The sequence below is a fragment of the Tautonia sociabilis genome, from assembly GCF_003977685.1.
Lineage (GTDB): Bacteria > Planctomycetota > Planctomycetia > Isosphaerales > Isosphaeraceae > Tautonia > Tautonia sociabilis.
Map to the genome: position 1 here is coordinate 39,691 of NZ_RYZH01000009.1, position 12,453 is coordinate 52,143.

The 12,453-nt window shown below is 69.9% G+C and carries 7 protein-coding genes; 1 reads left to right on the top strand and 6 read right to left on the bottom strand.

Annotated elements, in window-relative coordinates; genetic code table 11:
- Nucleotides 1-11 precede the first annotated feature (11 nt).
- The gene (locus TsocGM_RS06400) at nt 12-2,126 is read left to right on the top strand and encodes a molybdopterin-containing oxidoreductase family protein (protein WP_233578454.1); all 2,115 of its coding nucleotides are present in this window, start codon (nt 12-14) and stop codon (nt 2,124-2,126) included.
- A gap of 329 nt (nt 2,127-2,455) precedes the next feature.
- Here the strand turns inward: TsocGM_RS06400 and cyaB are convergent, their stop codons facing one another.
- The 6 genes from cyaB to TsocGM_RS06430 all read right to left on the bottom strand — a co-directional run bounded on the left by cyaB (nt 2,456) and on the right by TsocGM_RS06430 (nt 12,442).
- Nucleotides 2,456-3,025 (bottom strand): class IV adenylate cyclase, encoded by a 570-nt coding sequence (gene cyaB / locus TsocGM_RS06405; protein WP_126724475.1) that lies wholly within the window; start codon nt 3,023-3,025, stop codon nt 2,456-2,458.
- Nucleotides 3,026-3,213: 188 nt separating this feature from the next.
- Entirely contained in the window at nt 3,214-4,176 is a 963-nt protein-coding gene (locus tag TsocGM_RS06410) for a TolB family protein (protein ID WP_126724476.1), read from the bottom strand.
- Nucleotides 4,177-4,462: 286 nt separating this feature from the next.
- Nucleotides 4,463-5,596 (bottom strand): DUF1559 family PulG-like putative transporter, encoded by a 1,134-nt coding sequence (locus TsocGM_RS06415; protein WP_126724477.1) that lies wholly within the window; start codon nt 5,594-5,596, stop codon nt 4,463-4,465.
- Nucleotides 5,597-6,128: 532 nt separating this feature from the next.
- Entirely contained in the window at nt 6,129-9,677 is a 3,549-nt protein-coding gene (gene dnaE / locus TsocGM_RS06420; RefSeq protein WP_126724478.1) for a DNA polymerase III subunit alpha, read from the bottom strand.
- Nucleotides 9,678-10,147: 470 nt separating this feature from the next.
- A complete protein-coding gene (locus TsocGM_RS06425) occupies nt 10,148-10,444 on the bottom strand; it encodes a type II toxin-antitoxin system prevent-host-death family antitoxin (RefSeq protein ID WP_126724479.1) in 297 nt (98 codons plus the stop codon).
- Between the two features lie 201 nt (nt 10,445-10,645).
- Entirely contained in the window at nt 10,646-12,442 is a 1,797-nt protein-coding gene (locus TsocGM_RS06430) for a serine/threonine-protein kinase (protein ID WP_126724480.1), read from the bottom strand.
- Between the last annotated feature and the right edge of the window lie 11 nt (nt 12,443-12,453).

A 12,453-nucleotide genomic window follows, 5' to 3' on the forward strand; every position in this document is an offset into this window, starting at 1 on the left:
ATCCTCCCGCCTTGGCCACCGCCACGCCGACCGTCGTGAAGAACGTCTGCCCGCTTGACTGCCCCGACACCTGCCGCATGGTCGTCACCGTGCGGAACGGCGTCGCGACCGACCTGCGCGGCGACCGCGAGCACCCGTTCACCCGAGGCTTCCTCTGCCAGAAGATGGCGAGGTACCTGGATCGCGTCTACAGCCCTGACCGCCTGACCCACCCCCTGCGCCGGGTCGGGCCGAAGGGGCCCGGCCGGGGCCGATTCGAGCGCATCGGCTGGGACGAGGCGCTCGACCTCATCGCCGACCGCTTCCGCGCCATCGCGGAGTCTCCCGACGGCCCCGAGGCGATCCTCCCCTACAGCTACTACGGCACGATGGGGAAGCTCCAGGCCGAGAGCCTCGACCGCCGCTTCTTCCACCGCCTCGGCGCCTCGATGCTCGATCGCACGATCTGCGCCTCCGCCGGCGGCGTCGGCTACGAGTACACGATGGGGACCGGCCGCCTCGGCGCCGACCCGATGGCGGTGGTCGATTGCTCCCTCATCATCAACTGGGGATCGAACACCGCCAACACGAACAGCCACCTCTGGAGCCTCATGATCGAGGCCCGCAAGCGACACGGCGCCTCGATCATCACCATCGACCCCTACACCAGCCCCACCGCCCGCCGCTCCGACTGGCACCTCCAGCCCCGCCCCGGCACCGACGCGGCCCTGGCCCTCGGCCTGATGCACGTCATCTGGCGAGACGGCCTCCAGGACCAGGACTACCTCGACCGAGGCACCGTCGGCGCCGAGCTGCTCCGCGATCGCGTCCTGAAGGAGTACGCTCCCGATCGGGTGTCGGCCATCACCGGCGTTCCCGCCTCCTCGATCGAGGAACTCGCCCGGCGCTATGCCACCGAGCACCCCTCGCTCATCCGCCTCAACTACGGCCTTCAGCGCCACGGAGGAGGCGGGATGGCCGTGCGCACGATCTCCTGCCTGCCGGCGATCGTCGGCGCCTGGCGGCACCGGGGCGGGGGCGTCTTGCTCTCGACCAGCGGCACCTACGGGCTGAATTCGCCCGCCCTGACCCGCCCCGACCTCTCCCCTCCCGGCACCCGATCGGTCAACATGAACCGCCTGGGAGAGGCCCTGCTCGGCGAGCTGGACGGTCCCCCCGTCCGGGCGCTCTACGTCTACAACTGCAACCCCGCCGCCGTCGCCCCCGACCAGGCGAAGGTCATCCGCGGCCTCTCTCGAGCGGACCTGTTCACCGTCGTCCACGAGCTGTTCCCGACCGACACCGTCGACTACGCCGACATCGTCCTGCCCGCCACCTCCCAGCTCGAACACGAAGATCTCCACACGTCTTACGGCCACCACTTCGTCATGCACAACCCCCGGGCGATTGCCCCGGTCGGCGAGTCCCGCTCGAACGCCGAGGTCTTCCGAGCCCTGGCCGCCCGCCTCGGCTTCGAGCCCAAGCTGTTCCCCGACGACGACACCCTGATGCGCCAGGCCCTCGACGGCGGCCCGGCCCTGGCCGGGATCTCCCTGGAACGATTGAAGGCGGAGGGCTCGATCCGCCTGAACCTCCCGGAGGATTACCGCCCCTTCGCCGACGGCGTCTTCCCCACCCCCTCCGGCAAGTGCGAGCTGTATTCCGACCGCATGAAGGCCGCCGGGCTCGACCCGTTGCCCACCTATATTCCACCGCATGAAGATCCGATCACGAAACCGGATCTGGCGGCGAAGTACCCCCTCCAGCTCCTCAGCCCCCCTCGCCCCCAGTTCCTCAACTCGACCTTCGCCAACTCCGCGTCCCACCTGAAGGCCGCCGGCGGCCCGACAATCGAGCTGGCCGCCGAGGACGCCTCCTCCCGAGGGCTCTCCGACGGCGACTGGGCCGAGGTGTTCAACGATCGAGGCCGCTTCGTCGCCCGGGTCGCCCTCACCGGCGCCGTCCGGCCCGGCACGGCGGCAAGCACCGGCATCTACTGGTCGAGGCTCTCCCCCGGCGGCTCCGGAGTGAACGCCACCACCTCCGCCGCCCTGACCGACATGGGCGGCGGCGCCACCTTCTTCGACAACCTCGTCGAGGTCCGCAAGCTCGACGGCCCTCCCCCGGCCTCCCCTTGCGAGAGCTGACCGCCCGCCTCGAGCATCGGGATCGGGTGCCGAAGCCCCCCTCCCGGAGCGCCGACCGATGCCGGAGCGATCCCCGAGACGCGGTACCCTTCTGGCCCGCCTGCCGTGGGTGTCGATCGCCGTCGCGGCCGGCTTCGCGGCGGGCATCGGCGCCGGCGGCGCGTCACGGATCGCTTGCATGGAATTGATCGGCCCGATCGTCGGTCCGCGTGCCTTTCGGATCGTCCGGCCCGGCCCGGCGAGCCCGAGCCGCCGATCGGCGATCCGCCGATCCCCTCCCCGACCCTGACCGGAGCGGACGAGACGCGGCCGCCGGCCCCGGCGGGCGATCAGGCGCCGAGGTGTTCCAGAGCCATGCGCAAATACGATCGCATTTCGACATGATCCGGCCCCAGACCGAGGCGCCCGGCCAGTTCCAGGACGAACTGCTGCGCCTCGGGCAGATCGGCCGGCCCGTGGGCGATCGCCTCGACCTCGGCGAAGGAGCCCAGCCCCTCCACGGAGTCGAGCCCGACCTGCATCGGCCTCCCCTCGAAGTCGAGCCGGTAGCCGACGCGACGCTTGCGGATCGTCGCCACGGGGCGGAAACCGAGATTGACGAACAACCGCTCCATCATCGCCAGCGCATCCAGGCCGGGCTCATAGGAAAGCTCCAGCTCCTCCCGGGTCTTGGTCGGGCCGGCGAGCTTGGGGCCCTTGTAGGTCACTCGGTTCTCGGAACCGTCGCGGCGAAGCCGAAGCGCCTCGTCCGTCTCACGGAAGTCGCGGGACGGGTGGGCCAGATAGATGTCCTCCTGCTCGACCTGCTCCCCTCGCTCGGCCCCCAGTTCCGCCAGCCGGGCCGCCAGCTCCTCGTGATCGGCGTCCCGGAACTTCATCTCGACCTCGAATGGAGTCATCGGCGATGCTCCCGAGCCACTCCCCGCGTTCTGCCGTCCTCGATCCGGCCCTCGCCGCAGCCTATCCGCTCCCGAACCGCGAGGTCAACCGGACGCAGCCTCCCCGCGAAGCAGCCCCGCGGCCGGGGCCGACCGGCAGACGGGAAGATCGGTCTTGAGGCCCTCCCCGACGGGGGAGATTCCGCCGGTCAGGGCACCGGCCTCCGGCTGGCGAAGGCGACGGAGCGACCGTCGGGGGACCAGCAGGGGTCTCGGTCCCCCAGGCGATCGGGCAGCAGCGGGAGGACGACCTCGCTGGCCAGCTCCAGCACGAGGATCCGGCTGGTGGGGCGGCCGAGCTGGTCGGTGAAGGCGACCCGGGAAGCGTCGGGGCTCAGCGCGGCGCCGTCTTCCCGGCTGGGGTGATTGGTCAGCCGGCGGACCTCCCTCCCCCCGTCGGCCGACGCCCGGTACAGGTCCCAGCGCACCCCTCGGTTCGAGAGGAAGACGACTTCGAGGCCGTCGGGAGTCCAGATGGGCTCGGTGTCCATCGCCGGGTCGTCGGTCAGGCGGCTCTGGGCCAGGCCGTCGGCCGAGCGGACGTAGATGTCCCAGGTTGCCCCGCGTCGGCTGGAGAAGGCGAGGCGGTCGTCGGTGGGCGACCAGCGCGGCCAGAGGCCCGAGCCCACCACCTCGGCCGGCCCGGGATCGTCGTCGGGGCCCCCCAGCCGGACGACGGCGATCCGCTCGTCGTTGCGGCCGGGGCGAGACCAGTCGGCGGCGATCGCCGGCTTGCCGCTGACCATGAAGGCCAGCCTCGAGCCGTCGCAAGACCAGCTCGGCGCCACTCCCTCGGCCACCGTCCGGGACGGCCCTCCCCCGGCCGGCACGATCCGGATCTCGGGCCTCCTCCCCGAGGCGTCGAACGCGGTGAAGGCGATCTCCCGACCGTCGGGAGACCAGCTCGGGTGCGCCGCCCGGACAAATCCGCCCGGCCCCTCCCCCGGCCTCGCCACGGCGCGCAGCCCCTGGCCGTCGGCCCCGACGACGAAGAGCCCGGCCGTTCCCTGCGCGTGCACGTCCCCATCGGCGGTGACGGCGATGGCCAGCAGGGCCACGGCGGCCCGGGCCGCGATGGCCCCCGCCCGCCCCCGACACACTCGCTCGTCCACGATCGCCCCCCCTTCATCTCCCGAGTGGCCCGATCGGATCCGATCACGGGCCTCTCCTGGGCGGTCGCGTGAGGCGTCGGCCCGTGATTGGGGTCCGCTCCTGGTCGCGGCACCGCCCATCCTATCAGGCGAGGCGGTCCCGCGCAAGCGACCGGCGGGGAGGGTTCGGGCCGAAGGCGGCCAGGGCAACGCGGCGGCCCGGCAACAGGCAGACGATGCCGGGCCACGGCCGACCGACCCTCGAACGTCCTTCGGCCGCCGGCCGAGGCGGCCGGCGACCAGCGATTCAGTACTGATCGGCCGAGACGACCTCCCCCTCGTTCTTGGTGATCAGGGCGCGGAGGACGTTGCCCTGGATCGTCTCCTTGATGAACCGGACGGAGCCGTCGGCGAAGCAGACGTTGGCGCCGCCGGTGTGGAAGCTGAAGATCTCGTTGTTGGGGCCGCAGTCGTGGGCGTTCCAGGGGCAGTCACCGGGGGCGGGCTGCACGCCGAGGGCGAAGCCGCCATTGCGGTTGTTGTTGACGAGCTTCGAGACGCCCGAGGCGCTATCGGGCTCGGCCCAACGCCAGTGGCACCGGGCCTCGCCGGTCACCGGATCGAGGTAGCCGCCGGAGGAGGCGGCGAGGTTCTGGCCGATGGTCTCCCACATCCTCGGGCTGCGGCCGGTGTCCTCGTAGATGAACATGCTATTCGAGGTGCCGTCGCGGATCGAGGCGATGGTCGAGCCCTTGTAGAACGGGTCGATCCGGCCCTTGGACGGATCCAGGTGAACCGTCTTGCTCGACGAGACGTAGGTCAGGCTGCCGCTGGGAGAGAACTTGGAGTAGAGGCTCACCGGATAGGAGTTCGAGGTCAGGGCGGCGAGGCTCAGCTTCTTGACGCCGGGAGCGACGCCGTACTCCGGGTGTCCGGTCGGCCGACCGAGGAGGTCAAGCTCGGTATAGGGGCAGATGGCGTAGTCGGTGCAGGCGAAGCCGGAATCGTCGCGGCCCTCGCTGCCGCCGCGGTCGCCGGAGAGGGGATTGGTCGGGCAGAGGAAGGTGTTGACCACCGCGCCCGCGGCCGTCAGATTCTCGGGGAAGTTGTAGCGCAGCTCGAGGTTGAACGCGTTGTAGGCGTTCGTGCCCTCGATGTAGTTGAGCATCATCGTGAAGGCGCTGTGGTAGTCCTGCGACTTATAGGTCTGGCCGTCGGTCCAGGTGACGGGATGCTCGCCGCTCCGGGGGAAGGACCCCTGCGCGGACTCGAAGTTGTGCATCGCCAGCCCCATCTGCTTGAGGTTGTTGGTGCACTGAGCGCGGCGAGCGGCCTCGCGCGCGGCCTGGACGGCGGGCAGCAGCAGGGCGATCAGCACGCCGATGATGGCAATCACCACCAGCAGCTCGATCAGGGTGAAGGCGGAGCGTCGCGATCGCATGGAGGAGGCGTCCTCGAAGAGTGGGGAGACGGTCAGTCGATCGAACTCGCGATCGGCCGGACGGATCGGATCGAAACGAAACGGCACCAGCCTCGCGGAGGGCGGCTGATGGAGACGACGGGCCCCGCCCCAGCCCCAAGAGTCCCGGACGGTGATCGTCGCGGGGCCCCGCGGCACCGCCGGAAGCGGACGAAGAGCGAGGCGAGAGGCGCGGGGGCGTGTGCCCTCGGAGGCCGAGATCGAACGTCGCCGATTCGCACGACGTGGCGGAGGGGCCGCGATCCTCGGCGACGACCCGAAGATGGTGACGAGGGACGGCCGTCCGTCCTGGGTGGGTCGCGGACCCTCCCGGGCGCGACTCTTCGCGACCGGGCCGGCCCACTCCCGAATCGATCTCACCTGGGAACGGCCCGGGGTCGACGGCCCGGGCGGACCAGGTTCAGACAAATCATAGCGAACCAGACAGAACCGATCAACTCAATTCTTCAAAACTTCACATTTAGATTTGAAGAAGGATCGCCGGCCTGACCGATCAGGCCGACGATGGCGGTGCCGATGCTCCCCGGTTCCCCAGCAGTCGGACGTTGCCCGGGCCGATGGCCGACTCCAGGGCCGAGATCAGCGCGTCGTCGTGGCGTACTTTCCACGAGGCCCCGGCCCGGAACACCGCCCGGTGGGCGCCGGGAAGGCCGAAGACCTCGAAGTAGACCTCCAGGTTTCCCTGGTACTGGCCGAGGATCCGGCCCAGGCGGTCCAGTTCCGACTGGCCGTGGGCCCCCTTGGTCAGGCGCACCACCAGCCCCCGGCACAGCTCGGCGCCGGCGCGTTCGATGGGGATGATTCGGCTGACGATCAGCTCGGCCGGCTCGCGCTGTCGGCTGAGCTGGCCTCGGACGAAGCAGATCAGGTCGTCCTTGACCAGTTCCTGCATCTTGGCGAACTCCTCCGGCCAGAGCATTGCCGGGGTGGAGCCGGTCAGGTCCTCGATCGAGAGCTTGGCCATCCGGGTCAGGCCCGACCGCGACTTCTGGACGGTGCGGACCTTCACGCCGGCGATGATCCCGCCGAGGACGACCTCCACCTTGTCGGGCAGCTCGGCGAGCTGCTCGACGGTGTGCGTGCGGAAGGCCTCGATCAGCGCCTCGTGCCGGGTCAGGGGGTGGCTGGACATGTAGAAGCCCAGCACCTTCTTCTCCTCGGCCAGGCGTTCGGCGTCGGACAGCTCCGGGACGTCGGGCAACGCGGTGACGGCCGTTTCCGGCTCGGCGACGGCCACGGCCGCGTCAAAGGCGTCGAAGAGGCTGGCCTGGCCGCGCCGGCGGTCCTCCTGGCGGGCCTGGCCTCCCTGCACCGCCCGGGGAAGGATCGCCAGCAACTGGCTGCGACGGGCGCCCAGGCAGTCGAAGGCACCGGCCTTGATCAGGATCTCGACCACTCCCTGGCCGACCTCCTTCGGGGGTACGCGCTCGCAGAAGTCGTCGAGGCTGGTGAACGGCCCTCCCGACTCCCGGGCGTCGATGATCGCCTCGAGCGCCTTGTAGCCGACCCCCTTGATCGCCCCCAGGCCGAAGAGGATCGTCTTCTCCTCTCGGGCCGGGCGGAACGCGACGTGCCCCTCGTTGACGTTCGGCGGCAGGACGGTCAGCCCCATGCGCCGGCATTCGTCGATATGCTCGACGAAGAATTTCTCCCGCTCCGAGCCGTCCATCTCGGAGCTGAGCACCGCCGCCATGTACTCGGTCGGGTAGTGCGCCTTCAGGAACGCCGTCTGGTAGGCGACCAGGGCATAGGCCGTCGAGTGGCTCTTGTTGAAGCCGTAGCCGCCGAAGAACTCGATGAGGTCGAAGATCTCCTTGGCCTTCTCCTGGGAGAGGCCGCGCTCGACGGCGCCGATCATGAACGCCTCTCGGCCGGCGGCGATGACGTCCGTCTTCTTCTTCGAGATCGCCTTGATCGTCGCGTACGCCTTGCTCAGCTCGATGCCGCCCAGGCGATTGAGGATCCGCATCACCTGTTCCTGGTAGACCATGATCCCGTAGGTCTCTTCCAGGACGTCCTTCATCACCGGATGCGGGTAGTCGGCCGCCTCCCGGCCGTGCTTGCGGTTGACGTAGCTGTCGACCATACCGCCGTTGAGCGGCCCGGGGCGATACAGGGCGTTGGTGGCGATGATGTCGGCGAAGCGGTCCGGCTTCATCTTGATGAGCAGGTCGCGGATGCCGGCCGACTCGAGCTGGAAGACCCCCTTCGTCTCGCCGCGCTGGAGCAGCGCGAAGGTGTCCGGGTCGTCCAGCGGCAGGGCGTTCAGGTCGATCGGGTGGTCCGGGTGCCGCTCGTTGATCATCTTCACGGCGGCGGCCAGGCTCGTCAGGTTTCGGAGCCCGAGGAAGTCGACCTTCAGCAGGCCGGCCTTCTCCACGTCCCCCATGTCCCACTGGGTGGAGACGACCTCCTTGCTCTTGTCCTTGTTCGGGATCTTCTGCAAGGGGCAGAGGTCGCGCAGCGGGCGATCGGCGATCACCACGCCGGCGGCGTGCGTGCCCACGTTGCGGACGGTCCCTTCCAGCCGTCGGGAGAACTCGATCATCCGGCCGACGTCCGGATCCCGATCCGCCTCGGCCTTCAGCGCCGGCTCCTTCTTCAGCGCCTCGTCGAGCGTAATGTTCAGAACGTTGGGGACCAGCTTCTTGACCGCCTCCACCTTCGCCAACGGAATCCCCAGGGCCCGGCCCACGTCGGTCATCGCCGCCTTGGCCTTCAGCGTGCCGAAGGTGCCGATCTGGGCGACGTTGGCCTCGCCGTACTTCTTGCGGACGTACTCGATGACCTCGTAGCGCCGCTCTTGGCAGAGGTCGATGTCGATGTCCGGCGCCTCGGAGCGGTTCGGGTCAAGGAATCGCTCGAACAGCAGGTCATATGTCAGCGGGTCGACGTGGCTGAGCTTCAGCGCGTAGGCGACCAGGGCACCGCAGGCCGAGCCGCGCGCCGTGGCCGGGATTCCCTGCTCCCGGGCGTAGCGGACGAAGTCCCAGACGATTAGGAAGTAGGCCGAGAAGCCCATGCGGGCGATGATGCCCAGTTCGTGGTCCAGCCGCTCCTTCGCCTCGGGGGGGACGGGGTCGCCGTAGCGGTCGAGCAGGCCCTGCTCGCAGAGTTCTCGGAGGTAGGCGTCGGGGGTCTTGCCCTGGGGAGGGTCGAAGGCGGGGAAGCAGCGCTTGCCCAGGCCGAAGCTCTCGTAGTTCGGCTCGACCGACTCGGCGATCTGCTGCGTCAGCTTCAGCGCCTCGTCCAGCCCCGGCATCGCCGCGGCCATCTCCTCGGGGGAGCGGACGTAGTACTCCTGGCTGTCGAACCTCAGCCGGGTCGGGTCGTCGAACGTCTTGCCCGAGGAGACGCAGAGCAAGACGTCGTGCGCCTCGGCGTCTTCCCGGGTCAGGTAGTGGGCGTCACTGGTGGCGACCAGCGGCAGTCCCCGGCGGCGGGCGAAGTCGAGCGATCGCTCCAGGTGCTCGGCCTGGACGTGGTAGCCGTTGTTCTGGATCTCGACGAAGACGTGCTCCGGCCCGAAGATGCGCTGGTACCAGGAGATGAGTTCTTCTGCCTGCGCCGTCCGGTCGTTGAGGATGAAGTCCGAGTATTCGGACGACACGCATCCGGTCAGGCAGATCAGGCCCTCGGCGTGCCGCTCCAGGATCTCGTGGTCGATGCGGGGCTTGTAGTAATACCCTTCCAGGAAGGCGGTGGAGGAGAGCCGCAGCAGGTTGCGGAACCCTTCTCCGGTGCGGGCCAGGAGCGTCAGGTGGAAGTAGTTCTTCTTGTTCAGGACGCCCCCGGGGGTCTTGTCCCCCCGGTGCCGGGGGGCGACGTACGCCTCCATGCCGACGATCGGCTTGATCCCGGCCGACTTCGACTCGCGCAGGAACTCCACGGCGCCGTAGAGGTTGCCGTGGTCGGTCAGCGCCAGTGCCTCCATCCCCAGCGCCCGGGCCCGCCTGGTCAGCTCCGGCAGACGAGAGCCGCCATCGAGCAGGCTGTAATGGCTGTGGCAGTGCAGGTGGACGAAGGGCGGGGCGCTGGGCATCTCGCTCACCTCGGTCGGGACGCGGCCCCGGAGGTCGGGGCGTGGCAGGGCAGGCGCTCGGCCGGAGCGGGGCGACGCGGGACAGGGCGGGAGGGGACGTCCGGTGATCGGGGCGCCGAGCACATCCGCTGTACCGGCGAACACATCCCCCTGAGTGTAACCGATCGCCCCGGGCGCGGCCAGGCGCACGGGCGTGCGGCGACACGCCCGTCCAGTTCCATCTTACCCGTTCTCGGCGATCGGGCCGGGCGCCCGGGAACGTCGTCGGATCAGGGAGGGAGGAAGATCGCGGTCGGGGGGAGTCGGCCGGGGGGCAGGCCGAGCGGGCCCGACGGACCAGGGCGCAGACTGAGGGGGCCCGACGGGCCGGGAGCAGCCCGGGGCCCTCGTCTGGTGCGACCTCACGGGGGAGGCGGTCGATCCTTCCCGTTCCCTGGAGGGGAGGGGGGCCGCCCCGCCGGCCGTCCCCTTCAGGCGGGGATCAGCTCGGCCTCGGCGACCTCCGAAGCCGAGTTCGGGGCCTCGTCCTCGTTTCCCTTGCCCAGCCCCTGCACCAGGGCACCGAGCTGCAAGGCGAGCAGCTTGTCCGAGGGGGTCTGGCCCCGGAGCAATTCCAGGAACGCTTCCGCCCCGATGATCACCGCTTTGGGCTTGCTGTGGATCGTCAGGACGTAGCGGCTGTCGGTGTCTTCCAGTGACTCGAGCACCTTGGGCAGGTCTCGGTGCAGCTCGCGGCTGCCGATGAAGCGGACGCGGGACTGGGCCATTGCTTCCTCTTAGCCGTGACGGCCGAACAGGCCAGGGGCGTTGCGTCCGGGGGCCCGGACGGCGCTCCCTTCTCGCGATGTGCGAGTCAAATCGTACCGGGACCGGCCCGGCCCGTCAATCGACCCTGGGGCCAGGTGCCGATGACTTCATCGAAGATTTACGCAAGTCCACCTGGATCCGAGCCGAGGGCCTCGGGCCGGTCAGGCCTCGGGGTCCTGCTGGTCGCCGGGGGAGTCGGGGGAGTCGGGGTCGTCCCGGGCCTCGAGCTGCTTGAGCATCGCGTCGGCCCGGGCGATGATCCCCAGGAACTCGGGATCCCCCAGCGCCACCCCGGAGTAGTCGGCGATCAGCCGATCGAGCTGTGTCCGGGCCGCGGCCGTCAGGTCGTTCCGGAGGCTCAGCTCCGCCTGGCTGAGCAGGGTCAGCGCCGCCCGCTTCTGCGCGGCGAGCTTCTCCAGGTGCTCCCGCTGCTTCTCCCGGGCCAGCAGCAGCCAGCCGCGCTGCTCCGGGTCGCCAAGCCGGGCCAGCTCCTCGGCCAGCTCCCCCCAGCGCCGGGCGACCTGGGCGTGTTGCTCGGCGATCAGCATCGGCCCGATGTCCGAGATCACCTTTTTGTACATCGCCTCGGCCGGCTGGTCCGCCCGGGGCTCGCCGATCCGGGTCGGGCTCTCCAACTGGACCGACCGTCCCCGGGCCTCGTCCAGCGCGATCCGGTCGCGCCACTGGGAGAACTGATCGGTGTAGGGGTGATCGGGGAATCGGCGCTCGATCTGCTCGACCTTGTACTGGATCGCCCGCTTCCAGTCGGACCGCCGGTCGGAGGCCATCAACTTTTCGGCCTCGGCGTAGAGCGACTCCATGCTTGGCGGCCAGAGCAGGACGGCCAGCAACGCGACCAGCCCCACCAGGGCCAGGGCCAGCCCCCCCGTCTCCAGCATCCGCCGTCGCCGATCCGAGCTGTCCGCCCCCGCCTTCGCCCGGGACGACCGGGAGCGCCCCGACTTCCGGGACCGGGTCCCGGCCCCCGTGCCGGCCGTCGGGGCGCCGGGCCGGGGAAGCGCCGCGGTGTGGCCGTCGCCGTTGGCGTCGGGAACGAGCACGCCTCCCGAGGCCGCCACCTGCTTGCGGGCCCGGTCGAAGGCCATCTCGACGCGGTCCCCCCGGCGGGTCCGGTCGCGCAGCTCCTGCAGCAGGTGGGCCACCTGCGCCGCGTCCCAGGGACGGTCGGGCGGCTCCTTGGACATGAGCTGCACCACCAGGTCGTCCAGCGCCCGGGGCACGTCAGGCGTCTTGGAACTCGGTCTTGGCGCCGGCTCGGCCATGTGCGCATGCATGAGCACCACCGCCGACTTCCCCTCGAACGGCGGCCGGCCGGTGAGCATCTGGTAGAGCAGGCAACCCAGGGCGTACAGGTCGGTCTTGTGGCTGATGGGCGGGTTGCCCCGAATTTGCTCCGGCGCCATGTAGGCGGCCGTACCCAGCGTGCGGCCGGTGCGCGTCAGGTTGACCGTCGCGTCCAGGTCCTTGGCGATGCCGAAGTCGGTCAGCTTCAGGCGGCCGTCCCGGGTGATCATCAGGTTCGACGGCTTCAGATCCCGGTGCACCACCTGATGGTCGTGGGCGTACTGCAACGCCTGGCAGAGCTGGATCCCCAGCTCGACCACCTGCTGCCAGGGCAAAAACCCCTGGCGCTCGAGCACCGCGTCGAGGGTTTCCCCCTCGACGAACTCCATGGCGTAGTAGTACGTGCCCTGGAACTTGCCGTGCGCGTAGTAGCGCACGATGTGCGGGTGCCGCAACTGGGCGAGGATCTCCGCCTCGCGCTGGAACCGCTTCAGGGCGAGGTCCCGCTCCAGAAAGTCGGCCGAAACGACCTTCACGGCGGCGGTTCGCGTGCGGCCGTCCTTGAGCTGCTGGGTGGCCTTGTAGACCTCCCCCATCGCCCCGGAGCCGATCTTCGCTTCGATCAGGAACGAGCCGAGCCGCTGGCCGATCATGGGCGCTGACC

Excerpts from the sequence above, each read along its gene's own strand:
- cyaB (WP_126724475.1), bottom strand. The coding sequence starts at position 3,025 with ATGACTCCATTCGAGGTCGAGATGAAGTTCCGGGACGCCGATCACGAG.
- TsocGM_RS06415 (WP_126724477.1), bottom strand. The coding sequence starts at position 5,596 with ATGCGATCGCGACGCTCCGCCTTCACCCTGATCGAGCTGCTGGTGGTG.
- dnaE (WP_126724478.1), bottom strand. The coding sequence starts at position 9,677 with ATGCCCAGCGCCCCGCCCTTCGTCCACCTGCACTGCCACAGCCATTAC.
- TsocGM_RS06425 (WP_126724479.1), bottom strand. The coding sequence starts at position 10,444 with ATGGCCCAGTCCCGCGTCCGCTTCATCGGCAGCCGCGAGCTGCACCGA.
- TsocGM_RS06430 (WP_126724480.1), bottom strand. The coding sequence starts at position 12,442 with ATGATCGGCCAGCGGCTCGGCTCGTTCCTGATCGAAGCGAAGATCGGC.